The sequence below is a fragment of the Telluria sp. GW821-FHT07G12 genome (assembly GCF_059418525.1).
This window is the reverse complement of the sequence record NZ_JBWKQA010000006.1, coordinates 75,763-100,152: the sequence shown is the minus strand read 5'-3', so window position 1 is coordinate 100,152 and position 24,390 is coordinate 75,763. Positions and strand designations below refer to the sequence as shown.

At 64.1% G+C, this 24,390-nt stretch carries 30 protein-coding genes and 2 tRNA genes; 11 read left to right on the top strand and 21 right to left on the bottom strand.

The annotated features are described in order from the left end of the window. Positions 1-79: transfer RNA gene (locus AC07PE_RS21400), tRNA-Leu, on the bottom strand. Positions 80-439: 360 nt separating this feature from the next. Between AC07PE_RS21400 and rnr the strand changes: the two genes are divergently transcribed. From rnr to AC07PE_RS21380, 4 genes are all read left to right on the top strand, one after another. After that, positions 440-3,097: a ribonuclease R gene (gene rnr / locus AC07PE_RS21395; RefSeq protein ID WP_498768225.1), complete on the top strand. Its 2,658-nt coding sequence runs from the start codon at positions 440-442 to the stop codon at positions 3,095-3,097. Positions 3,098-3,101: 4 nt separating this feature from the next. After that, positions 3,102-3,848, top strand: coding sequence for a 23S rRNA (guanosine(2251)-2'-O)-methyltransferase RlmB (gene rlmB / locus AC07PE_RS21390; protein ID WP_498768223.1), 747 nt, complete (start codon positions 3,102-3,104; stop codon positions 3,846-3,848). Positions 3,849-3,929: 81 nt separating this feature from the next. After that, complete coding sequence (gene cysE, locus AC07PE_RS21385; RefSeq protein ID WP_498768221.1) at positions 3,930-4,670, top strand: serine O-acetyltransferase; 741 nt, start codon at positions 3,930-3,932, stop codon at positions 4,668-4,670. A 26-nt stretch (positions 4,671-4,696) separates the two neighbouring features. Beyond that, positions 4,697-5,377: a YceH family protein gene (locus tag AC07PE_RS21380; protein WP_498768219.1), complete on the top strand. Its 681-nt coding sequence runs from the start codon at positions 4,697-4,699 to the stop codon at positions 5,375-5,377. Positions 5,378-5,380: 3 nt separating this feature from the next. On the opposite strand, the gene AC07PE_RS21375 is transcribed toward AC07PE_RS21380, so the two are convergent. The 9 genes from AC07PE_RS21375 to AC07PE_RS21335 all read right to left on the bottom strand — a co-directional run bounded on the left by AC07PE_RS21375 (position 5,381) and on the right by AC07PE_RS21335 (position 12,119). Next, positions 5,381-6,094: a hypothetical protein gene (locus tag AC07PE_RS21375; protein ID WP_498768217.1), complete on the bottom strand. Its 714-nt coding sequence runs from the start codon at positions 6,092-6,094 to the stop codon at positions 5,381-5,383. Beyond that, positions 6,091-6,918: a hypothetical protein gene (locus tag AC07PE_RS21370; RefSeq protein WP_498768216.1), complete on the bottom strand. Its 828-nt coding sequence runs from the start codon at positions 6,916-6,918 to the stop codon at positions 6,091-6,093. The genes AC07PE_RS21375 and AC07PE_RS21370 overlap by 4 nt, the downstream gene beginning before the upstream one ends. Then, positions 6,915-7,700 (bottom strand): hypothetical protein, encoded by a 786-nt coding sequence (locus AC07PE_RS21365; RefSeq protein WP_498768215.1) that lies wholly within the window; start codon positions 7,698-7,700, stop codon positions 6,915-6,917. Before AC07PE_RS21365 ends, AC07PE_RS21370 begins: the two co-directional genes overlap by 4 nt. Positions 7,701-7,707: 7 nt before the next feature. Next, positions 7,708-8,700 (bottom strand): hypothetical protein, encoded by a 993-nt coding sequence (locus tag AC07PE_RS21360; RefSeq protein WP_498768214.1) that lies wholly within the window; start codon positions 8,698-8,700, stop codon positions 7,708-7,710. Next, a complete protein-coding gene (locus tag AC07PE_RS21355; RefSeq protein WP_498768213.1) occupies positions 8,697-9,569 on the bottom strand; it encodes an ABC transporter ATP-binding protein in 873 nt (290 codons plus the stop codon). The genes AC07PE_RS21360 and AC07PE_RS21355 overlap by 4 nt, the downstream gene beginning before the upstream one ends. Continuing rightward, positions 9,566-9,931 carry a GntR family transcriptional regulator gene (locus AC07PE_RS21350; RefSeq protein ID WP_498768212.1) on the bottom strand — a complete coding sequence of 122 codons (366 nt, stop codon included), beginning with the start codon at positions 9,929-9,931 and terminating at the stop codon, positions 9,566-9,568. Before AC07PE_RS21350 ends, AC07PE_RS21355 begins: the two co-directional genes overlap by 4 nt. Positions 9,932-10,180: 249 nt before the next feature. Further along, positions 10,181-10,945, bottom strand: coding sequence for a UDP-2,3-diacylglucosamine diphosphatase (locus tag AC07PE_RS21345; RefSeq protein WP_498768210.1), 765 nt, complete (start codon positions 10,943-10,945; stop codon positions 10,181-10,183). Between the two features lie 50 nt (positions 10,946-10,995). Continuing rightward, a complete protein-coding gene (locus tag AC07PE_RS21340; protein ID WP_498768208.1) occupies positions 10,996-11,487 on the bottom strand; it encodes a peptidylprolyl isomerase in 492 nt (163 codons plus the stop codon). Between the two features lie 38 nt (positions 11,488-11,525). Continuing rightward, entirely contained in the window at positions 11,526-12,119 is a 594-nt protein-coding gene (locus AC07PE_RS21335) for a peptidylprolyl isomerase (protein WP_498768206.1), read from the bottom strand. A 240-nt stretch (positions 12,120-12,359) separates the two neighbouring features. Between AC07PE_RS21335 and cysS the strand changes: the two genes are divergently transcribed. The 6 genes from cysS to AC07PE_RS21305 all read left to right on the top strand — a co-directional run bounded on the left by cysS (position 12,360) and on the right by AC07PE_RS21305 (position 18,459). Next, the gene (cysS, locus tag AC07PE_RS21330; protein WP_498768204.1) at positions 12,360-13,757 is read left to right on the top strand and encodes a cysteine--tRNA ligase; all 1,398 of its coding nucleotides are present in this window, start codon (positions 12,360-12,362) and stop codon (positions 13,755-13,757) included. An 11-nt stretch (positions 13,758-13,768) separates the two neighbouring features. Then, positions 13,769-14,404 carry a DNA-3-methyladenine glycosylase family protein gene (locus AC07PE_RS21325; RefSeq protein WP_498768583.1) on the top strand — a complete coding sequence of 212 codons (636 nt, stop codon included), beginning with the start codon at positions 13,769-13,771 and terminating at the stop codon, positions 14,402-14,404. A 60-nt stretch (positions 14,405-14,464) separates the two neighbouring features. Then, on the top strand, positions 14,465-15,442 hold the full coding sequence (locus tag AC07PE_RS21320; protein WP_498768202.1) for an acetyl-CoA carboxylase carboxyltransferase subunit alpha: 978 nt from the start codon (positions 14,465-14,467) through the stop codon (positions 15,440-15,442). Between the two features lie 23 nt (positions 15,443-15,465). Further along, positions 15,466-16,869 carry a tRNA lysidine(34) synthetase TilS gene (gene tilS, locus AC07PE_RS21315; protein ID WP_498768200.1) on the top strand — a complete coding sequence of 468 codons (1,404 nt, stop codon included), beginning with the start codon at positions 15,466-15,468 and terminating at the stop codon, positions 16,867-16,869. Positions 16,870-17,019: 150 nt separating this feature from the next. Continuing rightward, on the top strand, positions 17,020-18,267 hold the full coding sequence (locus tag AC07PE_RS21310) for an aspartate kinase (RefSeq protein WP_498768198.1): 1,248 nt from the start codon (positions 17,020-17,022) through the stop codon (positions 18,265-18,267). Positions 18,268-18,366: 99 nt separating this feature from the next. Beyond that, positions 18,367-18,459: transfer RNA gene (locus AC07PE_RS21305), tRNA-Ser, on the top strand. Positions 18,460-18,526: 67 nt separating this feature from the next. On the opposite strand, the gene AC07PE_RS21300 is transcribed toward AC07PE_RS21305, so the two are convergent. Genes AC07PE_RS21300 through AC07PE_RS21275 form a run of 6 tightly spaced genes read right to left on the bottom strand, consistent with a single transcriptional unit; the run spans position 18,527 to position 21,362 of the window. Then, a complete protein-coding gene (locus AC07PE_RS21300) occupies positions 18,527-18,742 on the bottom strand; it encodes an AlpA family transcriptional regulator (protein ID WP_498768196.1) in 216 nt (71 codons plus the stop codon). Between the two features lie 13 nt (positions 18,743-18,755). Continuing rightward, positions 18,756-19,073, bottom strand: a complete 318-nt coding sequence (locus AC07PE_RS21295; protein WP_498768194.1) for a hypothetical protein — start codon at positions 19,071-19,073, stop codon at positions 18,756-18,758. A 58-nt stretch (positions 19,074-19,131) separates the two neighbouring features. Then, positions 19,132-19,764 (bottom strand): hypothetical protein, encoded by a 633-nt coding sequence (locus AC07PE_RS21290; protein ID WP_498768192.1) that lies wholly within the window; start codon positions 19,762-19,764, stop codon positions 19,132-19,134. Continuing rightward, entirely contained in the window at positions 19,761-20,561 is an 801-nt protein-coding gene (locus AC07PE_RS21285; RefSeq protein WP_498768190.1) for a hypothetical protein, read from the bottom strand. Before AC07PE_RS21285 ends, AC07PE_RS21290 begins: the two co-directional genes overlap by 4 nt. Next, positions 20,558-20,746 (bottom strand): hypothetical protein, encoded by a 189-nt coding sequence (locus AC07PE_RS21280; protein ID WP_498768188.1) that lies wholly within the window; start codon positions 20,744-20,746, stop codon positions 20,558-20,560. Before AC07PE_RS21280 ends, AC07PE_RS21285 begins: the two co-directional genes overlap by 4 nt. Then, the gene (locus AC07PE_RS21275) at positions 20,739-21,362 is read right to left on the bottom strand and encodes a hypothetical protein (protein WP_498768186.1); all 624 of its coding nucleotides are present in this window, start codon (positions 21,360-21,362) and stop codon (positions 20,739-20,741) included. Before AC07PE_RS21275 ends, AC07PE_RS21280 begins: the two co-directional genes overlap by 8 nt. 123 nt (positions 21,363-21,485) lie before the next feature. Here AC07PE_RS21275 and AC07PE_RS21270 point away from each other — a divergent pair, with 123 nt between their 5' ends. Then, entirely contained in the window at positions 21,486-22,067 is a 582-nt protein-coding gene (locus AC07PE_RS21270) for a hypothetical protein (RefSeq protein WP_498768184.1), read from the top strand. 14 nt (positions 22,068-22,081) lie between these two features. On the opposite strand, the gene AC07PE_RS21265 is transcribed toward AC07PE_RS21270, so the two are convergent. From AC07PE_RS21265 to AC07PE_RS21245, 5 genes are all read right to left on the bottom strand, one after another. Next, positions 22,082-22,303, bottom strand: a complete 222-nt coding sequence (locus AC07PE_RS21265; protein WP_498768182.1) for a DUF551 domain-containing protein — start codon at positions 22,301-22,303, stop codon at positions 22,082-22,084. After that, positions 22,300-22,701, bottom strand: coding sequence for a hypothetical protein (locus AC07PE_RS21260; protein ID WP_498768180.1), 402 nt, complete (start codon positions 22,699-22,701; stop codon positions 22,300-22,302). The genes AC07PE_RS21265 and AC07PE_RS21260 overlap by 4 nt, the downstream gene beginning before the upstream one ends. Continuing rightward, a complete protein-coding gene (locus AC07PE_RS21255) occupies positions 22,698-22,997 on the bottom strand; it encodes a hypothetical protein (RefSeq protein ID WP_498768178.1) in 300 nt (99 codons plus the stop codon). The genes AC07PE_RS21260 and AC07PE_RS21255 overlap by 4 nt, the downstream gene beginning before the upstream one ends. After that, complete coding sequence (locus AC07PE_RS21250) at positions 22,994-23,446, bottom strand: hypothetical protein (protein ID WP_498768176.1); 453 nt, start codon at positions 23,444-23,446, stop codon at positions 22,994-22,996. The genes AC07PE_RS21255 and AC07PE_RS21250 overlap by 4 nt, the downstream gene beginning before the upstream one ends. 96 nt (positions 23,447-23,542) lie before the next feature. Then, a complete protein-coding gene (locus AC07PE_RS21245; protein ID WP_498768174.1) occupies positions 23,543-24,364 on the bottom strand; it encodes a S24 family peptidase in 822 nt (273 codons plus the stop codon). Positions 24,365-24,390: the final 26 nt, after the last annotated feature.

The following is a 24,390-nucleotide window of genomic DNA, read 5'->3' as shown; positions in this document are numbered from 1 at the left end:
CCACGGAGGGACTCGAACCCCCACACCTCGCGGCACATGGACCTGAACCATGCGCGTCTACCAATTCCGCCACGTGGGCCGGGTCTTGCAATCATCGCTCGACGTTGCCGTCGAATTCCGCTACGATATCAGGCTTTGCCGGTTTGCGCTAGACCAACTTTTAAGTCGTTCAAAACGCCGGCTGCACCTTCGCAGCAACCCCGCATCCGGCTGGGCCGTTTGCGAAGAGACCGAAAGTATAGCGGATGAATGGCAAAAGTCAAAGGCCCCATGGAAGGGTAGCCATGACACGCTTGCACGGACCGTGTTAGGCGAATCCCCCGGTCCTCCGTTACACTACGCCTGTCAAGGTGTCAATCCAACCAACATTGCGCCGCCGGCAAGTGCAGACAGCACGAGCGATCGGCGCGTCACTGGCTCAACAAGAATAGAAAACGATTTGAAGCACCCAACTCATACCATTCCAAGCCGCGAGGAAATTCTCGGCGTTTTCCGCGATGCCAAGGGGCCGCTCGACAGCGGCGCACTGGTACGCGCCCTGCAGGTGGATCCGGAAGCGGAAGGCGTCCTCACGCGCCGCTTGAATGCGATGGAGCGCGACGGCCAGCTCCGCGCGAATCCCGCCGGCCAGTATGCATTGACCGACCACTCGAGCTTCGTCTCCGGCCGCGTCAGCGCGCACCGCGACGGCTACGGTTTCGTGATCCCGGACGAGCCGGGCGACGACCTGTTCCTGCCCGATAAGGAGATGCAGAAGGTCCTGCACGGCGACAAAGTGCTGGCGCGTATCGTCGGCACCGACCGCCGCGGCCGTCCGGAAGGCACGATCGTCGAAGTCACCGAGCGCGCCAATACCCACGTGATCGGCCGCCTGCTGCAGGAAAACGGCGTCTGGATCGTGGCGCCGGAAGACAAGCGCATCGCCCAGGACATCCTGGTCGACGGCTCGCCGGGCAAGGCGAAATCGGGGCAGGTGGTCAGCGTCGAACTGGTCGAGCAGCCTTCGCGCTTCCGCCAGCCGATCGGCCGCGTGGTCGAGGTGCTGGGCGAGCTGGACGACCCCGGCATGGAGATCGAGATCGCGGTGCGCAAATTCGGCGTGCCGCACGTGTTCTCGCCAGCCGCCATCAAGCAGGCCAACAAGCTGCCGAACGAAGTCCGCGACGCCGACCTCGGCGACCGCGTCGACCTGCGCGACGTGCCGCTGGTGACCATCGACGGCGAGGATGCGCGCGACTTCGACGACGCCGTCTATTGCGAACCGGTGAAGATCGGCCGTATGAAGGGCTACCGCCTGCTGGTGGCGATCGCCGACGTCAGCCACTACGTGAAGCCGGGCGATGGCCTGGACAACGACGCCATCGAGCGCTCGACCTCGGTCTACTTCCCGCGCCGCGTGATCCCGATGCTGCCGGAGAAGCTGTCGAACGGCCTGTGTTCGCTGAACCCGGCCGTCGACCGCCTGTGCCTGGTGTGCGACATGGTCATCACCGCCGCCGGCGAAGTGACCGCCTACCAGTTCTACCCGGCCGTGATGCACTCCGCGGCGCGCATGACCTACAACGAGGTCGCCGCCATCCTCGGCAACACCAAGGGCCCGGAAGCCGCACGCCGTCCCGGCATCGTGCCGCACCTGCTGAACCTGAACGAAGTGTTCCGCGCGCTGCTGCAGCAACGCCAGGCGCGCGGTGCGATCGACTTCGAGACCACCGAGACCTACATCGTCTGCAATGCGATGGGCAAGATCGAGAAGATCATCCCGCGCACCCGCAACGATGCGCACCGCCTGATCGAGGAATGCATGCTGGCGGCGAACGTCTGCGCGGCCGATTTCCTGATCCGCCACGACCAGCCGAGCACCTTCCGCATCCACGCGGTGCCGACCGAAGAAAAGCTGAACCAGCTGCGCACCTTCCTCAAGCAGGTGGGCCTGAACCTCGGCGGCGGCAACAAGCCGGAAGCGCGCGACTACGCCGCACTGATGCAGCAGATCAAGGAGCGCCCGGACGCGACCCTGCTGCAGACCATGCTGCTGCGCTCGATGCAGCAGGCGGTCTACAGCCCGGACAACGTCGGCCACTTCGGCCTCGCCTACGAGCACTACGCCCACTTCACCAGCCCGATCCGCCGTTATCCGGACCTGCTGACCCACCGCGCGATCAAGGCGGTCCTGCTGGGTAAGAAGTACGAGCCGACCGGCATCGATCTGTCGAAGCTGAACAGCACCGTGTCGAACGCGACCCGCAAGCAGCAGGCGAAAGACAAGGCCGAGGGCAAGCAGAAGAACCCGAAAGACCTGACGATCTGGGACGCGCTGGGCGTGCACTGCTCGGCCAACGAGCGCCGCGCCGACGAAGCCTCGCGCGACGTCGAGAACTGGCTCAAGTGCTACTACATGAAGGACCGCCTGGGCGAATCCTTCACCGGCGTGATCTCGGGTGTGACCCCATTCGGCATCTTCGTGCAGCTGGATGAACTGTTCGTCGAGGGCCTGGTGCACGTGACCGGCCTCGGACAGGATTATTTCGAATACGACGAAGCCCGCCACGAACTGCGCGGCAAGAACAGCGGCCAGGTCTATGCGCTCACCGGCCAGGTGACCGTGCAGGTGGCGCGCGTGGATCTCGAAGCGCGCAAGATCGACCTGGTGCTGGCCGCGCCGGAACAGCAGCAGGGGATTCCTGCGCCGCTGGAGCGCGCCCGCGCCGCTGCCGTCGATTCGATGGGATCGAAGCCGCCGCGCCGCAGGAAAGCCAAAGAAGCGGCCAAGGCCGAAGCCAATGGCCGTGTCGCTCCCGTGCCGGCCTCGCCGCAGCAGATACACGGCATGAAAGGCGAGCCGCCGGTGCCGCCCGATTTCAGCACCAGCGACGAGAGCGAGGACGACATCGTCTTCGTGCCGCCGACCCGCCGCAGCCGCGGCCGCAACAGCGGCAACGGCAGCAGTGGCAACGGCAGCAACGGCAACGGCAGGGCGAACGCCAAGCCGGCCGCCAAGAAAGCGGCCGCCAAGAAACCAGCAGCAAAACAGAGCGCTCCGAGCAAGAGCGCCGCCAAGGCCCCCAAGGCCGTCTCCAAAACCAGTAAAAAGAAGTAAGTGAATGAAAAATAAAATGATTTTCGGCTTCCATGCGGTGACCTCGCGGCTGCGCCACGAGGCCCAATCGGTGGAAGAGATCTTCGTCGACGCAGGCCGCAACGACCGCCGCATGACGGACCTGATCGCCAACGCCAAATCGGCCGGGGTCCGCGTGATGCCGGTCGAGGCCGAGCGTCTCGACAAGATCGTCGGCACCCGCCGCCACCAGGGCGTGATCGCCTTTGCCAGCCAGCTGTCGCTGGCGCGCAATCTGGATGAGCTGCTGGATGCGGTGGAAGGCCCGCCGCTGCTGCTGATCCTGGACGGCATCACCGATCCGCACAACCTGGGCGCCTGCCTGCGCGTGGCCGACGGCGTCGGCGCGCATGCCGTGATCGCCCCGAAGGACCGCTCGGTCGGCCTGAACGCCACCGCGGCCAAGGTCGCCAGCGGCGCCGCCGAGACCGTCCCATACATCACCGTGACCAACCTGGCGCGCACCATGCGCGACCTGAAGGAACGCGGCGTCTGGCTGATCGGTACCTCCGACGATGCGGACAAGGGCCTGTACGAAGGCGATTTCACCGGCCCGACCGCGCTGGTGATGGGTTCGGAAGGCGAGGGCATGCGCCGCCTCACCCGCGAAACCTGCGACGTGCTGGTCAACATCCCGATGTTCGGCTCGGTCGAGAGCCTGAACGTGTCGGTGGCCTCGGGCGTCTGCCTGTACGAAGCGCGCCGCCAGCGCCTGGCGCTGGAACCAAAATAACTCGTCGTTCCCGCGCAGGCGGGAACCGAAGTTCTGGTACCGGCCAAGCAGGGGCGGCACGGATACGTTACCATCTCGCCTATGTTTTTTTCCAAGCTGCGCGAAGATATCCAGAGCATCATCGAACGTGACCCGGCCGCCCGCAACGGCTGGGAGGTGCTCACCTGCTACCCCGGCCTGCATGCGGTCGTCATGCACGGCTGGGCGCATGCCTGCTGGCGCGCCGGCCTGAAGTGGCCGGGGCGCTTCATCTCCTACATTGCCCGCATCATCACCGGTATCGAGATCCACCCCGGCGCCATCATCGGCCGGCGGGTCTTCATCGACCATGGTTTCGGCGTGGTGATCGGCGAAACCGCCGTGGTCGGCGACGACTGCACCATCTACCAGGGCGTGACCCTGGGCGGCACGACCCTGGTGGCCGGCACCAAGCGTCACCCGACGCTCGAGCGCGGCGTGATCGTCGGCGCCGGCGCCCAGGTGCTGGGCGCCTTCACGGTCGGCGAATACGCCAAGATCGGCTCGAACGCGGTGGTGGTCAAGCCGGTGCCGGCCGGCGCCACCGCGGTCGGCAACCCGGCCCACATCGTGCGCAAGGAAGACCAGACCCGCAGCGCCCAGATGTTCGCGGCCTATGGCGTCACGCCGAACGGCGACGATCCGCTGTCGAAGGCGCTGCGCAACCTGATCAACCACGTGGCCCAGCAGGACGAGCAGATCGAGCGCCTGTGCTCGACCATCAAGGCCGCCGGCATTTCCTGCGCCGGCCTCGCCGAGAACGACAAGCTCGACCAGGATCAGCTGAACCGCATGGTCGAATGAGCAGTTTAAATTACTCAAGTGAGCAAATGAGCCAAGACGATATTCCCGGCAGCTTCGACCTCGCATCCGATTTGGACCCGAACGAAGTCCGCGTGCTGGCCGTGCTGGCCGAAAAAGAAGCGCTTACGCCCGACAATTACCCGATGTCGCTGAATGCGATCATGAACGGCTGCAACCAGCTGTCGAGCCGCGACCCCGTCATGCAGCTGTCCGAGGACGTGGTCCACGACACCCTGCAGCGTCTCATGCAGCGCAAGCTGGTGGGCAGCATGTCGCAGGCCGGTGCGCGCGTGATCAAGTACGAGCACCGGATGCGCATCAAGTGGTCGCTGGAGCAGGACAAGGTGGCGGTGCTGACCGTGCTGATGCTGCGCGGCCTGCAGACCGCCGGCGAGATCCGCACCCGCAGCGGCCGCCTGCACGAGTTCAAATCGGTGGCCGAGGCCGAGAGTGCGCTGCAGTTCCTGATCGATAAGTACCCGCCGCTGGTGGTGCGCCTGGAGCGCGCGCCGGGCACCAAGGAGCCGCGCTACGGCCAGCTGCTGGGCGGCGAGATCGATGTGGCGCGCATGGATGCCGGCGCCGGCGCCTCGGCTTCATCGGGCGGCGGGCGCACGGCCCAGTTGGAGCAGGAAGTGGCGGCGCTGCGTGCGGAAGTCGACGAACTCAAGGCGCAGTTCGCAGCCTTCCGCCAGCAATTCGAATAAACCTCAGGGCGCGTACTTCAGCGTGATGAGCGCATCGTCCGGCCAGGCTGGGTTGCCGAGCGGCGCCATGTAGGCGTCGCCATGCAGCTCCAGCTCGGACGAGCGGCCACCGTGGCTGATGACGGCGCCCTCGAGCCCGCGCTCGCCGGGGAAGCTTGCATTCATGTCCTTCTTGCCGCACCAGTCGGTGCTCAGCATCAGCGTGTTGATCGCGGCCCTGGCCAGCAAGGGGATCTGTTCCTTGACGATGGCCACGCCGACCCGGCATTCGAGGCGCAGGTCGCCCAGGCGTCGCACATTGTCCGCCAGGCCGGGCGTGCGGATCTCGGGACGCGCCGTGAAGCGGCCGCTCTTCTGGTTCAGGATGAAATAAGCGTCGGCATCGTAGGCGGCCCGGCTGCGCGCGATATCCAGCATGCCGCCGGCGCCGATGGCGACCGGCACCGAACTCTCGTCGCTGGCCAGCCGCAGCGCCAGGCCCTCGGTGGCGGCGGGCTTGCCGTCGGGGCCCAGCAGCTGGAAGCGCAGCGGCGCCGCCGGTGCCATCCCGTGATGCTCGTCGAAGGCCTCGAAGCCGGCCCAGATGCTGCGGTAGGAGCGCATCTCCGGGTTTCTAATGCTGTTGACCTCGACCGACTTCGGCGCGGCCGCGGACTCCTCGGCCGCTTGCGCTCCACCGGCCAGCGCCAGGCAGAGGAAGAGGGCGCGCGCGCTCATGGCGCTTTGTCCTTCGTTTGCTGCTCCGGGATCACCATGCCCTCGGGCGCCGGCGGCTCCGGCTGGAACGCATATTCGACCTCGACGATCGCGTCATTGCTCCAGCTGGTATCGCCGATCGGCAGGCGGAACTCCTTGCCTTTCACCTTCAATGCCATGCTGCGCTCACCGTCGCGCAGGGTGGCTGCGCTCAGCCGGGCCAGCGCCTGGCGCGACCAGGTGCGGTCGCCGCCTCGCGGGGTCTCGCCCTTGAACCACGAGCACCAGTCGGTAGTCAGCAGGAAGCTGTTCCCCAGGGCGATGGCCCAGAACGGCGCCTCTTCCTTGGCGATCGCGATCTTGATCTGGCAATCGAGGCGGACGTCGCCCATCCGGTACTGCTTGTCGCCCAGGCCCGGGGTGCGGATGTAAGTATCGAAGCGGGCGTCGCTCTTCTTGCGGTTGAGGAGCATCTCGGCCTTGGCGTCGTAGGCCGCCTGGCTGCGCGGGACCGAAAAGCGCAGGTCCTGGTCGATCGCGAGCGGGATCGAGAAGTCGTCGGCGGCGATGCGCGCCGCCAGCGGTTCGCTGCCCAGCGTCTTGTCGCGCCGCGCCTCGATCTGGAAGCGCAGCTGGGGCACTGCGGGCGCCAGCGCGTGCAGCTCTTCGAACTTGTCCAGCCCGGCGACGACGGCGCGGTAGCTGTGCATTTCCGGACTCTTGATGGCGTTGATGTGGACGGTGCCTGCTTCGTCCTTGTCCGCCTGCGCCGCCAGGGCAGGGGCGCAGGCCAGCATCAAGGGCAGCAGGAGGACGGCAGGGTGCAGCGTTGCGGTGTTCTTCATGGTGCGGATGCTTTCATTATTGTCGTGGTTTCGACGATGGCCTCGTTGCCCCAGCTGGTATCGCCGATCGGGACTTCGACCCGGTGTCCCTTGACGCGCAAGGCCGTGCTGCGCGGGCCTTCGCGCAGGACTGCGCTGGCCGGCTCCTCCGGCATCGCGACGTCCCAGGTGTTGTCGGCATCCTTCATGAAGGCGCACCAGTCGCTGCCGCGCATGACGGTATTCCCGAGCAGGACGATGTGCAGCGGTGCTTCCTTCTTGGCGATGGCGACGAAGACCTGGCATTCGAGGCGGATATCGCCCAGGCGGCGCTGGTTGCCGGCCAGTCCGGGCGAGTGCACGTAGGGCCAGACCCGCACGTCGCTGCGCTTTTTACTGAGGCGCAGTTCGGCGTCGGCGTCCAGGGCCGGGCGGCTGCGCGGCACCTGGAAGCGGCCGGCGTCGTCGAGCGCGAGGGGCAGGGCGTAGCCCTCGTCGCCGGCCAGCACGGCGCCCAGCGGTTCGCCGCCCGGCGCGTCGCCACCGGGCGCGCCTTTCAGCAGCGCTTCATCCAGCAGCTTGCCGGAGCGCGTGCGGGCCTGGAACAGGAGCGGCGCCTGCGGCGCCAGCGCGTGCAGCTCGTCGAACTTGTCCAGCCCGGCCGTCACGGCGCGGTAGGTATGCGTCTCCGGGTTTTTGACGCCCTTCACCTGGACCGTGCCGGCCTCCTTGTCCTGCGGCGCGGCGCCGGCGGCGCCGCTCCACAAGGCCAGTCCCAGCATGGCGTAGCAGATGGCTCGCATGCGGGCCTCAGCCCTCGTCGCGCCAGCGGCGCAGGCGGATCGCGCCGAAGATCATGGCGCCGCCGATTGCCGCGCCGATCCAGGCCTTGGCAGTGGCCAGGGTCAGCCACGATGCCGTGAACAGGACCTGGGTGTCGACGCCGCCGCCGGCGCGGTGGACGGCTTCCGGCACACCGCCGGTGAAGCCGAACCAGATGCCGGGCAGCAGGCCGCCGATACCGCGCGCCACCACTTCATTGGCGAACCACTGCACGTCCAGCGCATCGTTCTGGAAGCCGCCGAGGGCCATGCTGATCCACTTGGCCAGCAGCAGCACCATCAGCGGCACGCCGACCGCCCACAGGAAGGGCTTGGTCCGGGCCCAGCTCGAGACCAGCATCAGCCAGCCGATGGTCGGCAGCGCCCACACCATGTACACCGGCAGCAGGCCCAGCATGCGCACCGGCTGCAGGTAGAGGTCGGGCGAGGCGAGCAGCATGCCGAACATGTTGATGCCGGCGGAGGCCATCACGGCGGCGCCGATCAGCAGGAGGGCCAGCGAGGCCACGATGGCGAAGCCCATGGTGATCAAGGGCGCCACGCACAGGGCGGTGGCCACCTTCGACAGCACGGTGGTGCCGTCCGAGACCGGCAGCGATTTCCAGAACAGGATGCTGCGGTCGCGGCGCTCATCGTACAGGGCGCCCAGGCAGTAGAAGAACAGGGTGGCCGTCATCAGGATGAAGAGCGGCATGCCGGCCGCGAGATACATGCCGCTGGCGATGCCGGCGATTTCCGAGCGCGCTTCCATCGGCATCGCGGCGGCGAGAGCGCCCTGGCTGACGACGTGGCCGTTGATCATCACGCGCGTGGGACCGCCGTGCACGACCACGGCGTACACCAGCGAGCCGCCGACGAACAGCACCAGCGCCGCCGCCACGATCAGCTGGGCCCAGAACATCGATCCCTTGTGCTCCCAGAATTCGCGGCGGAGCAGCCAGTTCATGGTCTTGGTGTTCATGCGTAGCTTCCTTTCATGGTCGCGACGAACAGGTCGGCGACGCTTGGATTGCGGGTTTCGCCGAGCGCGGCGAGCTGCTGGCGCGAGGCGCTGCCCGGCGCGGCCGAATCGAACAGCATCACGGCCTTGCCGAACACGGTGCGGCGGTCGATCGGCGACAGCGCATTGGCGGCGCTGATCTTGTCGTGCGAGACCATCACTTCCACGTAGCGCTCGCCGATTTCCTCCATCGAGGCGGCCAGCACGATCTTGCCTTCGCGGATGAACATCAGGTCGGTCAGGATGTGCTCGACTTCCTCGACCTGGTGGGTGGTGATGACGATGGTCTTGTGCTCGTCAAAATAGTCTTCCAGCAGGTTCTGGTAGAACTGCTTGCGGTAGATGATGTCGAGGCCCAGGGTCGGCTCGTCCAGCACCAGCAGCTTGGCATCGATGGCCATCACGAGCGCCAGGTGCAGCTGGACGATCATGCCCTTGGACATCTCCTTGACCTTCATATTGGGCTTGAGCTTGGTGTTGGCGATGTAGCGCTCGGCCTTCTCGCGGTTGAAGCGCGGATGCACGCCCTGCACGAAGTCGATCGCATCCTTGACCTTCATCCAGCGCGGCAGGATGGCGACGTCGGCGATGAAGCAGACGTCCTGCATCAGGTCGTCGCGCTGGGTACGCGGATCGAAGCCCAGCACTTTCAGCTGGCCGTCGAAGGGGATCAGGCCGAGGGCGGCCTTCAGGGTGGTGGTCTTGCCCGAGCCGTTCGGGCCGATCAGGCCGACGATGCGGCCGGCCGGCACTTCGAAGTCGATGCCGTCGACGGCGACGCGCTTGCCGTAGCGCTTGGACAGGCCTTTGGCGGAGAGGACGGTGCTCATGCCCGGCCTCCGTGTTCGCTGGCGAGCAGCTGGTCGACGTTCAAGCCGAGCAGGCGGATGCGCTCCAGCATCGCCGGCCATTCTTCGCGCAGGAAGCGCTCGCGTTCGCTTGCCAGCAGTTTTTCGCTGGCGCCTTCAGTGACATACATGCCGATCCCCCTTCGTTTTTCTACTAGTTGTTCGTCGACCAGTTCCTGGTAAGCCTTCGAGACCGTGATCGGGTTCAGCTGGTACTCGGCCGCGATCTGGCGTACCGAGGGCAGCGGATCGCCGGCCTTCAGGGCGCCGTCGAGCATCATGCCGATCACTCTTTCCTTCAATTGCCGATAGATCGGCGCGTTGTCGTTCCAGCCGATGCTCATTGCCGGCTCCTCTGCGTTGCGGTGCGGCTCGTGTGCTTCATGCCTGCCTCCTCGTTGATGGGGCACTACTTCAGCGTAGTATTGAAGTGGTGTTGTAGTGAAGTATAACACCAGTTCGGGAGCCGTCAACAGAATTTGAACGTATGTATTCAGAGGAGGAAATGCAGTATTAGCTCGGCAATTCCGGAAAGGCCCAGTGTAAGGATACTGTTGCCCTTCATGCAAGCTGGGAATTCTGTCAGGGGTGCTTCAGAGCGGCTGGCCGTCGAGGCCGTGTCGGGTGATGGCGCCGTCGTTGGTAATGGCGATCCAGCCGCCGCGTACCGGTTCGGCATCCAGTTCCCAGTCGGGCAGGACGAAGCGGCGGCGCCCGGTCTGCGGATCAAGGTGCAGGGCAGGGCGGTGTGTATGGCCGTGGATGATGGTGTTGGCTTGCGTAGCCTCGTGCAGGGCGGCCACGGCATCGGGCGTCACGTCCATGATCTCATAGGACTTTTCGCCATGCGCCTGGCGGCTGCCTTCGCGCAGGCCGGCGATGATGGCCTTGCGCTGGGTCAGCGGCATGGCCAGGAACTGCTGCTGCCAGGCCGGGTCACGCACCTGGGCGCGGAAGGCCATGTACTTGAGGTCGTCGGTGCACTGGGCATCGCCGTGAACCAGCGCGATGCGTTGGCCGCCGATGGTGGCCACGTACGGGTCGGGCAGGATGGTCAAACCGGCTGCATGCGCGAAGTCCTGGCTGACGAGGAAGTCGCGGTTGCCGGCCATCCAGTAGACGGCGACGCCGCTGTCGGACAGCGTGCGCAGCGCAGAGACGACGCGCTGGTGGAAGGGCGTGGCGAGGTCGTCGTCTCCGGCCCAGTATTCGAAGATGTCGCCGAGCAGGTAGAGCGCTTCGGCTTGTGCAGCGCGCTCGGCCAGGAAGGCGAAGAAGGCCTCGGCCGTGCGTGGATGCGATTCCTGCAGGTGCAGGTCGGAAATGAAGAGCGCAAGCGTGCGCGCGGGACTGTTCATCGGTGTAACGGTGGACGGTCCCACACGCCTTGCTTGAATGACTTACTTATTTAGACGATTTCAGCTTTTTCGATGATCACTGCTTCGGTCGGCACGTCCGAATGCATGCCCGAGCGGCCGGTCTTCACGGAGTTGATCTGGTCGACCACGTCCTGGCCTTCGACGACCTTGCCGAACACGGCATAGCCCCAGCCGTCCTGGCCCGGATAGTTCAGGAAGTCGTTGTTCTTGGTGTTGATGAAGAACTGGGCCGATGCCGAGTGCGGGGCCATGGTGCGGGCCATCGCGATGGTGTACTTGTCGTTCTTCAGGCCGTTCTTGGCTTCGTTCTCGACGGTCTTCTCGGTCGGCTTTTGCGACATGTTCGGCTCGAAGCCGCCGCCCTGGATCATGAAGTCCTTGATCACGCGGTGGAAGATCGTGTTGCTGAAGTGACCCTGGTTGACGTATTCAACGAAGTTGGCAACGGTCTTCGGCGCTTTTTCGTCGTCGAGTTCGATCTTGATGTTGCCCTTGTTGGTGGTCATGAGTACGGTGGTCATGGTTTTGTCCTGTGGCTTATTGTTAAGAGTTCGGTATTTTACTTCGCTTTGACGATGGTCGCGGACTGGATCACGACTGGCGTCACCGGCACGTTCTGCATGCCTTTCACGTCGTCCACCAGCACACCCTTGATCTTGTCGACCACTTCCTTGCCCTTCACCACCTTGCCGAACACGGTGTAGCCGGCGTCCATGCGGTTGATGGCGTCGAGGCCGAAGTTGTCGACCACGTTGATGAAGAACTGCGAGGTGGCGGAATCCGGATTGTCTTCGCGCGCCATCGCGACCGTGTACGCGGCGTTGGACAAGCCGTTATTCCCTTCGTTCTTGATCGGCGGACGGGTCTTGCGGCCTTTCAGCTGGGCGTCCATGCCGCCGCCCTGGATCATGAAGCCGTCAATCACGCGGTGGAAGATGGTGCCCTTGTAGAAGCCCGACTTCACGTACTGCAGGAAGTTGGCGACGCTGATGGGGGCGTTTTCCTGGTCCAGTTCGAGCACGATCTCGCCCATCGAGGTTTTCAGCGAGACCTGCGGGTCGGCTGCCCAGGCTGCCGTCGACAGCAGCAGGGCGCCGGCGGCGGCCGCGACACGTGTCAGCAGGCGGGTGTGGGACGGTTTCATGGTGTGCATCGTGGCTTCCTCTCTGTGGGCAAACGCAAAGTGATGTCAAGAGTTTTGCAGAAAAATAAACCTGTGGCATATGCGGCCAGTCAGGATTTTATCAATGCTATACTTTGCGACGGACTGTTGATTTTATCAAAGTAGCTTGGAAATCAAGTCCTGACGGTCGCGAATGGGTCACACCCCGGCACGCTGCCCTGCAGCCTGTGCGTCCGAGCGTCAAGCTCCAACCATCCAGAACACCATCCGATGAGCCAACTAAAGATCTACAACACGCTCGCGCGTGACAAGCAGGTATTCGTTCCCCTCCAACCCGGCAAGATCAACATGTACGTGTGCGGGATGACGGTTTACGATTACTGCCACGTCGGTCACGCAAGGATGATGATGGCTTTCGACGTCATCTACCGCTGGTTCAAGGCCTCGGGCTACGAGGTCAAGTACGTCCGCAACATCACTGACATCGATGACAAGATCATCAAGCGCGCCGTCGACAACGGCGAGACCATGTCCCAGCTGACCACCCGCTTCATCAAGGCGATGGACGAGGATACCGCTGCCCTGGGCATCCTGCCGCCCGACTTCGCGCCGCGCGCCACCGACCACGTGCCGCACATGCTCTCGATTATCGAGAAGCTGGAGCAGAAGGGCCTGGCCTACCAGGGCGAGGACGGCGACGTGAACTACGCCGTGCGCGAGTTCCAGGGCTACGGCAAGCTGTCCGGCAAGTCGCTGGACGACCTGCGCGCCGGCGAGCGCGTCGACGTCAACACCGGCAAGCGCGATCCGCTCGACTTCGTGCTGTGGAAGGCCGGCAAGGAGTCCGAACCGGCGGAAGCCAAATGGGATTCGAAGTGGGGCATCGGCCGCCCGGGCTGGCACATCGAATGCTCGGCCATGTCCTGCGCGCTGCTGGGCGAGCACTTCGACATTCACGGCGGCGGCGCCGACCTGCAGTTCCCGCACCACGAGAACGAAATCGCCCAGTCGGAAGGCGCCTTTGGCCCGCCGATGGCGAACTTCTGGATCCACAACGGCTTCGTGCGCGTCGATAACGAGAAGATGTCCAAGTCGCTGGGCAATTTCTTCACGATCCGCGACGTGCTGAAACAGTACGATGCGGAAGTCGTGCGCTTCTTCATCCTGCGCGCCCATTACCGCAGCCCGCTGAATTACTCGGACGCCCACATCGACGATGCCAAGGGCGCGCTGACCCGCCTGTACACGGCGCTGGCAGATGTCGAACTGGGCGGCAAGCAGCCGGCCGTGGACTGGGACGAAGCGCACGCCGTCCGCTTCCGCGAAGCGATGGACGACGACTTCAACACCCCGCTGGCGGTGGCCGAGCTGTTCGACCTGGCGACCGAAGTCAACAGGACCAAATCGGTAGCGACCGCGCGTCAGCTGAAGGCCCTGGCCGGTGTGCTGGGTGTGCTCGAGCGCTCGCCGCAGCAATTCCTCCAGGCCGGCAGCCCGGGCGAGGGTGGCATGGACGAAGCCGGCATCACCGATGCGATCGCCCGCCGCGCCGCCGCCAAGAAGGCGCGCAACTTCGCCGAAGCCGACGCCATCCGCGCCGAATTGACGGCGGCCGGCGTCGTGCTCGAAGACAAGCCCGACGGCACGACCAACTGGCGCCGCGCGTGACGAAGGAACCCATGGGCGCGGCCCCGGCATTGCCCGACCTTCCCCCGTACTGGGCGGAGGCGAAGGCCGAGCTCATGCGGCGGGACCGCATCATGAACAAGCTGATCCCGCAGTTCGGGGACATGCACCTGCGCGGCCATCCGGATCCGTTCACGACCCTGGCTCGCTCGATTGTCGGCCAGCAGGTCACGGTCAAGGCTGCCGAGGGGGCCTGGGGCAAGCTACGCGAGCTGTGCCCGAAGATGACGCCTTCGCAGGTGATCAAGGCCGGTGCGGTGGAACTGGCCGCCTGCGGCCTCTCGAAACGCAAGACCGAATACATCCTGGATCTGGCCGACCATTTCAAGGAAAAGCGGGTCCACGCCGACCTCTGGTCGCAGATGGATGACGAGGCCGTGATCGCCGAGCTGGTGCGGATCCGCGGCATCACCCGCTGGACAGCAGAGATGTTTTTGATATTTAATCTACTCAGGCCGAACGTGCTGCCGCTCGACGACGCCGGCCTGATCCAGGGCATCAGCCAGAACTATTTCTCGGGCGAACCCGTGTCGCGCAGCGATGCGCGCGAGGTTGCCGCCAATTGGGAACCCTGGCGAACGGTTGCCACATGGTATTTATGGCGTAGTTTGGACCCGGTTTCGGGTTAAAATGCGCCTTTGCCGCCGCATTCCCAGCGCATGCGGGGCCACAAGAATAACGGAGTTACGATGAGTAAAACAACTTTCCTCAGTTTTGAACAGCCGATCGCCGAGCTCGATTCGAAAATTGAAGAGCTTCGCTTCGTGCAGGACGATTCCGCCGTCGACATCTCGGAAGAGATCGACCGCCTGGCCAAGAAGAGCCAGGAACTGACGAAAGACATCTACGCCAAGCTGACGCCCTGGCAGGTTTCCCAGATCGCGCGCCACCCGCAGCGTCCGTACACGATGGACTACGTGAACGCGATCTTCACCGACTTCCATGAACTGCACGGCGACCGCACCTTTGCCGACGACCAGTCCATCATCGGCGGCCTGGCCCGTTTCAACGGCCAGTCCTGCATGGTGATCGGTCACCAGAAGGGCCGCGATACCAAGGAACGCGCGATGCGCAATTTCGGCATGCCGAAGCCCGAAGGCTATCGCAAGGCCATGCGCCTGATGAAGCTGGCCGAGAAGTTCAACCTGCCGATCTTCACCTTCGTCGATACCCCGGGCGCCTTCCCGGGCATCGACGCCGAAGAGCGCGGCCAATCCGAAGCGATCGGCCATAACCTGTACGTCATGGCCGAACTGAAAGTGCCGCTGATCGCAACCATCATCGGCGAAGGCGGTTCGGGCGGCGCGCTGGCGATCGCCGTCGGCGACGCCGTGCTGATGCTGCAGTACGCGACCTACTCGGTGATCTCGCCGGAAGGCTGCGCCTCGATCTTGTGGAAGACCTCGGAGCGCGCGGCCGAAGCCGCCGACGCGCTGGGCCTGACCGCCCACCGCCTCAAGGCCATCGGCCTGGTCGACAAGATCGTCAGCGAACCGCTGGGCGGCGCCCACCGCGACCCGGCCGCCATGGCCCAGGGCCTGAAGCGCGCGCTGGCCGACACCCTGCGCCAGTTCCAGGGCATGAAGACCAAGGATCTGCTGGAAGCCCGTCACGCAAAGCTGATGGCTTACGGCAAGTTCAAGGAAATGACCCCGCGCGACGAGTGAGCCGAAGCAAGAATGGGCCGGGCATGAGCGCCGGTCCGGCCGCTGCCACGGCGGCAAGTTTCACGCAGGCTTTCCTGAGCCTGCGCACCGGATACTCCCCATCCCGTATGGCGGTCGCCCTCAGCGGCGGTCTCGATTCCATGGTGCTATTGCACCTGGCGCACGAGGCTGCCTCTGCGGCCGGCCTGCCGCTGTTCGCCTTCCATGTTCACCACGGCCTGAGCCCGAATGCCGATGCCTGGCGCGCGCATTGCGCATCTGCCGCGGCGGCGCTCGGCGTCGCCTTCGATCATCGCGACGTCACGGTAGAGAAGGGCAAGAGCGGCGTGGAAGCGGCGGCCCGCAAGCAGCGCTACGCGGCGCTGGGCGACATGTGCCGCGCCCACGGCGTCGGCCTGCTGCTGACCGCCCACCACCTCGACGACCAGGCCGAGACCGTGCTGCTGCAGCTGCTGCGCGGCTCCGGCCCGGCCGGCCTGTCCGGCATGGATGCGGCGAATCGCGCGCCTTCGCTGCTCGGCGGCGACCGGATCGTGATGGCGCGTCCGCTCTTGGCCGTGGCGCGCGCCGGGCTGGAAGCCTATGCTGCGCAGCAGCAGATCGCCTGGGTCGAGGACGAATCGAATACGGACCAGCGCTACGCCCGCAACGCCCTGCGCCACCAGGTGATGCCGGTGCTGGCCCAGGCCTTCCCCGGCTTCCAGGCCCGCATCGCACGCAGCAGCGCACACGCGGCCTCAAGCCAGCGCCTGCTGGACGAGCTGGCGAAGCAGGACCTGGCCGCCTGCCTGGACGGCGATGCGATCGCCCTGCCGCGCCTGCGCCTTCTCAGCCGCGACCGCATCGACAACCTGCTGCGCCACTGGTTCTCGAAACGGGGCCTGGGCATGCCGTCTACCGCCTGGCTGGACCAGATGGTGGCCCAGCTCACCAGCGCGCGCGAGGATGCGCAGCCGCTGGTCGCCCATCCTGAGGTCGACGTGCGCCGCTACCGCGACCGCCTGCTGCTGGTGCCCAAGCTGGCTGACCTGGCCGGCCTGCGCGATCCGGACGACGAGGGCATCATCGTCAAGCATGCCCAGGCGTTCAAATGGAATGGCGAGGCCAGCCTGGCCTTCCCGGACTATGGCGGCGTGCTGCATTTCGATGTGGCGGCGCTCGGCCTGGACCCCGCCTGGCTGCGTGCCCAGGCGCTGGAGATCGACTTCCGCAAGGGCGGCGAGCGCCTGAAACTGGCGCCGAACCGGCCGACCCGCGGCCTCAAGCAGCTGTTCCAGGCACACGGTGTGCCGGTCTGGGAACGCAGCCGCCTGCCCATCGTCAGCAGCGGCTTCGATCTGCTGTTCGCGGCCGGCCTGGGCATGGATTGCCGTCATATAGCCGAAGGGGAAGGGCACATCGCCCTGCGCTGGGAGTCCAGGCAGTAAGCGGCAGAAAGCGCATAATATTATGCTCTTTCTGCATTACCATATTCCAATTTGGTATAGCTTTCGCATCCCGGCATCTTGTGATTCTGCAGCGCAGCATGTAGAGTTAAAGACCCCTTCTATTTTTTACAAGCGGAAACCTCCACAGTCATGGCATTAATAGTCCACAAATACGGCGGTACGTCGATGGGATCGACGGACCGCATCAAGAACGTCGCGGCGCGCGTCGCCAAATGGCACGATGCCGGTCACCAGATCGTCGTCGTCCCTTCGGCGATGTCGGGTGAAACCAACCGTCTGATCGGCCTCGCCAAGGAAATCATGGCGCAGCCGGACCCGCGCGAACTGGACATGATCGCCTCGACTGGTGAACAGGTTTCCGTCGGCCTGCTGGCCATGGCACTGCTGGCGCGCGGCAAGGACGCCGTGTCCTACACCGGCTGGCAAGTGGGCATCCGCACCGACTCGGCCTTCACCAAGGCCCGCATCCAGTCGATCGACGACACCCGCGTGCGCGCCGACCTCGAGGCCGGCAAGATCGTGATCATCACCGGCTTCCAGGGCATGGACGAAGACGGCAACATCTCGACCCTGGGCCGCGGCGGCTCGGACACCTCGGCGGTGGCGATCGCGGCCGCGATGAAGGCGGACGAATGCCTGATCTACACCGACGTCGACGGCGTCTACACCACCGACCCGCGCGTGGTCGACGAGGCGCGGCGCCTGTCAAAGATTACGTTCGAGGAGATGCTGGAGCTGGCCTCGCTGGGCTCCAAGGTCCTGCAGACCCGCTCGGTCGAATTCGCCGGCAACTACCGCGTCCCGACCCGCGTGCTGTCGTCGCTGACCGATCCGCTGATGCCGCTCGAAGAAGAAGCCAACTCGGGCACCCTGATTTCGTTTGAGGAAGAAAATAACATGGAACAAGCAGTCATCTCGGGCATCGCCTTCCACCGCGATGAAGCCAAAATCACCGTCCTCGGCGTGCCGGACAAGCCGGGCGTCGCCTATCACATCCTGGGCCCGGTCTCGGATGCGAACATCGAGGTCGACATGATCATACAGAACGTGTCCGTGGACGGTAAAACCGACTTCACCTTCACCGTCTCGCGCAACGACTACCAGCGCGCGCTGGCCGTGCTGGAATCGCAGAAGGAAGAGCTGGGCTTCACCCGCCTGGTCGGCGATGCGAAGGTGTCGAAGGTGTCGGCGGTCGGCGTCGGCATGCGCAGCCACGTCGGCGTGGCCTCGCAGATGTTCCGCACGCTGGCGGAAGAGGGCATCAACATCATGATGATCTCGACCTCCGAGATCAAGATTTCGGTCCTGATCGACGAGAAATACATGGAGCTGGCGGTACGTGCCCTGCACAAGGCGTTTGATCTGGAGAAAGCTTAACTTTATCGCATATTTTTGGCTGCGCTTTCTTGACGAAATGGAGTGTGGCCATTAAGATGCTTGCACTCAGCGACAACGAGCAACATTGTTGAGCTGATTGGAGACGTGGCCGAGTGGCCGAAGGCACATCCCTGCTAAGGATGCATATGGCTTATACCCGTATCGTGGGTTCGAATCCCACCGTCTCCGCCAGAATCACTGAAAAGCCCCTATGAAGGGGCTTTTCTCTTTCTCCCTACCCCCGACTCTACCCCCGACCTTAAACGAGCTCTTTTTTGACGCCCGTCGTGAGGTTTGCCTGCCATTCAGATATCTTCGCTTCCTCCCAGGCCACAGCTCGAGGGCCGAGCTGGACCGGTTCGGGGAACGTACCGGCCTTGATCCGTTTGTAGATCGTGGCGCGCGCCAGGCCGACTGCTTCAATGACGGCCGGTAGGCGGAGAAATTTCTTAGGTGTGTTCGATGTGGTGTTCATCGCCTGGGTCCAATCATGGTTGTGCGGTTTGAGTGCCTGGATCGCTTACGCGGCGCTTTCGTTTGCCGGAGCGCTTCCTCAGCAGCCGGTGATGGAGGATCTTGTCGACCGCATCCCCCAGGGTCATGTCCTTGAACTTGATGTAGCCGGCAAGCGCCTCCGCGACCTGCTGCGACACCACGACCGGCGGCAGCAAGGTTTTGCCTTGGGCCTGCAGCCTTGCGCGGCGGCGCGCCTGGCGCTCGGATGGTGACAGGGCGGTTCCTGTGGCCGGTCGACCGCGCTTCCTCGGCGCTTCCGGCGTCACTGCTGTGTTATCAATCGTCGTCATGGTCTTTTCTTGCGCTAGGAATTAACGTGAGAAATCACGATTTTTCTACGAGTGGAAATCACACGAAGTTGGCTTCGGCTGCGGCCAACGCGACATTCAGCTCGGACATCGCTTCGTGACTGCCGCCCGGTCGGTCTGGATGGCGCTGGAGCGCCAGCACGCGGTATTTGTCGCGCAACAGCGGGCGGGTGACTACGACATCTGGTGCGAAGCCGAACACGTCGCGCCAGTGCTTCGCTTGCGCTGGCGCCGGGAGCGCGGTGAACCCTGTGAATGCCCGGTCGAGAATCTGGGCGCCGCCGTGGCGCTCGATGGCGCGCATCGCATCCAGCGTCGCTGCGATGGCGGCCAGGTTCTCCTCGACCTTGTAGTACTGGTCGATGGCCATCACGCGGCGCTCGCTCTTCTTGGTCTCCCAGTAGACCGCGACGCCGGCATCGCGCGGCGCGGCCTGGCCGGAACGTGGCAGGCCGTCGAGGCGCAGCTGGAGGTTGGTCGAGATCACCACATCCTGGCGGTCGATGCCCATGCGCGCCAGCTCGGCGAGTACACGGGCGGTGGCCTCGGCGACCGTGATGTCGGTCACGCGGCTGGACGAGCCCTTCTTGCTGCCGAACTTACCGTAGCGCTGCTGGACTATGGGCGTGCGCGGCCAGCCGGCAGGCCACTGGAGCGGATAGGCCGGGATCACGCTGCACCGTCCTTTCTGCCAATGGCGCCGACTCTCGACATGGCGGCGCGGGCCAATTCGATAAAGTGCTCGAAGAATACGGGAGCGAGCAGGTCATAGTTCGGCGTTTCTTCCAGCGGGAAGCCGATCACTTCGTCCAGGTGATCGGTCAGTTTCTGCGTGGCGGTATGCACAGCCACGTAGTCATCGTTGTGCTCGATGCGCACTTCCTCCTGGTCGATGCAACCATGCTCGACGGCCAGGAACATCTGGCACAGCTCCATGTGACGGGTCGCTTTCTCGGCGCCGTCCCAGCGGCCGTGTGCATTGGCCATCAGGTAGCGATGGATCGAATGCTGCATCAGGAACCACAGGGCGTTGTCGAGCTTATCCTGCTTCTCGTCAGCATCCCGCGCATCCTCTACTGCTACCGCCACCGGAGCGGCAGCGAGAGCAACCAGTTGGTCCGCCAATTCCAGCACCAGATCGGCGGCCGCATGGCGCGCGTCACGATGGCCGCGCCTGTATTCGTCGCTCTGGTACTGTTCGACCGCGATGTCCATGATCGCCTTCGGCACAGCGAGCACGTCGGGTGGGGTGACGGGAACAGCGTCGAGGCGCCGGCGGACCAGCGCAATTATTTCCGCCGCATCGTTGTCGTCGCCGATCAGGACGTCGCCTTCTGGATTCCCCGGCGAGCGTGCGATGAATGAAAGCTTGATGCCCGGCTTGAACATCGTCGAGATGGTTTCTAGCGCGGCTGAGACAGCAGCGTACATGCGCTGCACTTTATCGTGAGGCGTGGTGGTGAGGCTCATTCGATTTTGCCTTTCTTGTCGTTGGTCTTGTTCGGATTGGGCTTGCTGAAGGTGACCTCATCGAGCTCGCGACGGTGGCGCCTCGACAGGACGAACCGACTGGGGCCAGGTGTCCAGCCGGTCTCTTGCTTGAGGCCGAGGCGGGCGAGCTTCGCCGCCATGGTCTCCCGCACCTTCTCAGTCATGGTGGCCACCCTCGCTGTCTGCGTGCTCGGTGTACGCCGCCGCCATGTCGGCGCGGGAGACGATTACCTTGCCCTGGCCGTGGCACTCGTCGCAGGCTTCCTTGCCGTTGCAGGCCGGGCAGTCGACCGTGGTGAGGCTGGCACTGGGCACCAAGGCTGTGCGGTCGATGCGCTCGATCTCGGCGATCAGCAGGGCTGCGGCTCGGACCAGGTTGGCGCGCCGGTCGCGCGGCTTCCACCACTCCTTCGGCCAGGGCCAGAAGGCGGGCGGGTTGTGCTGCTTCATGTAGAGCGCGTAGCAGACTGCGGCCCAGCGCAGCTCTTCGGCGCGGTAGTCATCGTCGTGCGCCGGCGTGAAGCCCTCGGCCTGCTGCTGGCGCTGGCGCTCGGCCAATACCGCCAGCGCGGCCGGCGTCGTCGCGGAGACACGGGCTGGCGCAACCTTAGCGGCTGCGATCGCGAAGGCGCGCAGCTCGGCGATCTCTGCCTCCATCGCCCACTCGACGCTGCTCGGGATGTACAGCGGGAAGTCGGCGGCGAGGCCCAGGCGCTGGCGCCAGGTGCGGACCGGCACTGCGTTACGCACTATCTCAGGCTTGTTCAGGTTTTCGCTCATTTATAAATTTCCTCTCAGGAGCCCAGGAAGGGTCGTGATACGATTTCGCTAATATTTCGCGAGGGAACTATGTTTTCGGAACTGAGGGCGTGGCTTCGCCCGTGGTACAACACGTATGCGGTAATGGTGCTGAGCGCCGCTATCGGGCTGGGTGCCTACACGTGGATCAACTGGTCGTCTCTGACGCCATCTGACTGGGGCACGTGGATCGGCGCTATCGGGACTGTGGCTACACTTGCTGGGACGATATGGTTGGCCACCGAAGGAGAACGTAAGCAAGCGCGGAGTTCTCTCGTTTTGGCGAAATTGCACAGTGCAAGCATGTTGTTGCGATTGGTCCATGCTAAATCCGCAATCACCCATGCGTACACGACGGTTGCGGTTTCCGTTGAGACTCCCATGGAGCTGGGTCCTGACCATTTGAAGGACATGTTGCACAGGCTCAGCGCGGTAAACATGTGGCAGGTTAGTGACGTGGTTCCCTTGATCGCACTGCCGAATAACACGGCAGTCAAGCTGGCGCAGGTGGCCGACCATGTGAACACTGCCAAGCAACTTCTTGCAGACAGCATCCGGCACTACTCTGGCCTCAGCCACGAAGAACGAATGGATTTCTCCATCACGTGTTATTCCATGCTGGCCACGACGCTGAGGTTTTTGGAAGAGTCGCTGACCGTCTGCAACGGAGGCGTTGCCCTTGACTGAAATGTCACGCTGCCTCACGCCGCAGCCCTTTCTTCAGGCGTGCACAACGCGGGCGCCTGCGGCAACTGCATCCAGTGCGTCACTCGCTCGACGGTGATCGGCATGGCGTCGACGTAACGCCATTCGTCACAGAGGCGGAAGCCGGGCCACACGTCGTCGTCGTTGAGCGCGAGCAGCACCAGGGTTTCGTCGTCAGGCAGCGCGGCCGCGACATCGATCCATTCGAGAGTGATCATGCTGCTGCTCCAGGTGCTGGGCCGAATAGCGCCACATCCATCCAATGACGCGCGATGCCCAGCTGGCGCGCCGGCACGATCACTGCGCGTTGGGCGCCCACGTCGACCTGGTCAGCTTCGCCGGCCACGCCGGTTCCCATCGTCCACAGCGCACGGCGGTGCCCGTCGAAGCCGCCAGTGCGGCGCGCCTGGCCGGCAGCCAACAGGCGATAAAGGTAGTCGTGGGCAGTGCCGCGGCTGATGCCAAGGGCGGCAGCGACTTCGTAGCCGGTGACCTGGCGCTCGGCCAGCATGCCGCGCAGCTGCTCCAGCAGGTCCTCGCGACGCATCGCCAGTTCATCCGGCGAGAGGCGGCGGTCACCGTCGAAGAGAATCGAAGATGAGGTGCTGGCGCTCATGGCTTCGCTCCCCGGCAGCCCATGTGCGTGAAGCCGTCGGCAGCGACGCGCTTCGTGACAGATTCGCCGTACACGCCCAGGTACTGGCAGCCGGTGTCCGGGTCAGTGATGATCGCCAGGGCGCTGCGGCTGCCGATGGTCTCGGTCGGCGCGCCTGGCGCTGGCGAACACCCAATGCAGGAGGCCAGCACGGCCAGCACCAGCACCAGGCCGATGAACGCGCGGCCTGTGACGCCAGCCAGCTGCAGGTGAGGGTCGCGGGCTGGCGCCGGCGGCGAGGTAGTCGGGCGGGTCATTGCATCCGCCCCTTGATCAGCGCGGTCAGGTCCGTAAAGCCGTAGTGCGCGGCGGCGCCGGCCAGCAGGGTCATGGCGCAAGCCGCGTAGAAGCTGTCGATGTTGCGGAGCACCCATTCGAGAGACTGGGTTCTAAAGTGCTTCCCAGTCGCGTCGACGATGCTGATTGACAGTGCGCTCTCGCTGTCAAATTCAAAGCTCAAGTTACCGCCCGCGTAAAAGAGCGGGGGCAACACCACATGCCCGTCGAGTTGCACGATAGAGAGTCGCGGCACCGAAGTTGTTGATTTTCCCGCAACAGTGGTGCTATTCTTATGATTCGCCAATTCTTCCTCCAGAAGCGTAAGGGCGTAAGGGGCCATCCGATGCGAAATCACCGGGTGGCTTTTTTGTATCCAGACAAATAACGGAACGCTTCTATTATTAGCTGCGCTATTAATCGAAGTCAATAGCTCTGCTTATATTTTTTGTCGAAGCTGCGATGTGCGAGGAAGGGGCGAAAAAAAAGCCTGCACTCGGCAGGCTTTTACGCAACAGGGGAGAGGTTAAAAGCGCTCAGTCTCTCTCCGGACAATACGTCCAACGATAATGCACGCGTCCCCGCTGCATACCTTGCGATGATACTTGCGCTGATCAGGATTGTCGGAGGTTAGCCACCATTGGCCTGCGTCGCGCGTCATGCGCTTCACGACTGGCTCGCCTTCATAATTGATGGCGTACACGCCACCGTCAATTGGTCGCGTATCGGCCGTATTGAGGATCGCCAGGTCTCCCTCGTAAAAAGTCGGCTCCATGCTCTCGCCGCGGATGTGGATCGCGATGAGGTTGCTTGAGGAGAAACCCCGCTGTACAACCCAATCTGTCGGAACGGCAGTCATCAACGGCTCGTCGTCTTCCACCTCTGGTTCTACTGAGAAGCCGGTGATGCCGGCAGTGAGCTGGAGGCGAACCTTTGGGATGAAGGTAAAGCGCGGATCGCCTGGCTCGGCGATGGTCACTGGGATAAATGGCGACTGCGGCTGCGCCGGCGCGCGGTACACACGCGGCACTTGAATGACCTGGGCTTGGTTTGCTGCTGGCGGCTTGGCCGGCGGCGGGGTTGGCACGCCGGTCAGCGGGTTCATTAGCCGAGGGCTTACGAAGTAAGGATCGGCATCGATAACCCTGCAGATAGAGATGAGCGCCTGCAGGTTTAGCGGGATCACGCCACGCAAATACTGGCTGACAGCGCCCTGGGTGCCCAGCCCTGCGGCGCCAGCCAGCCAAGCCTGGGTGCTCCCGGGATTTGCCTTGCGGTAGTCGTCCCAGAAGGAAGTAAGGCGTCGCGCTTCTTCCTGTTCTTCGGGGGTGAGGGGTCGTCTGTTCATGGTCGCCATCTTATAAGCAAAACTTT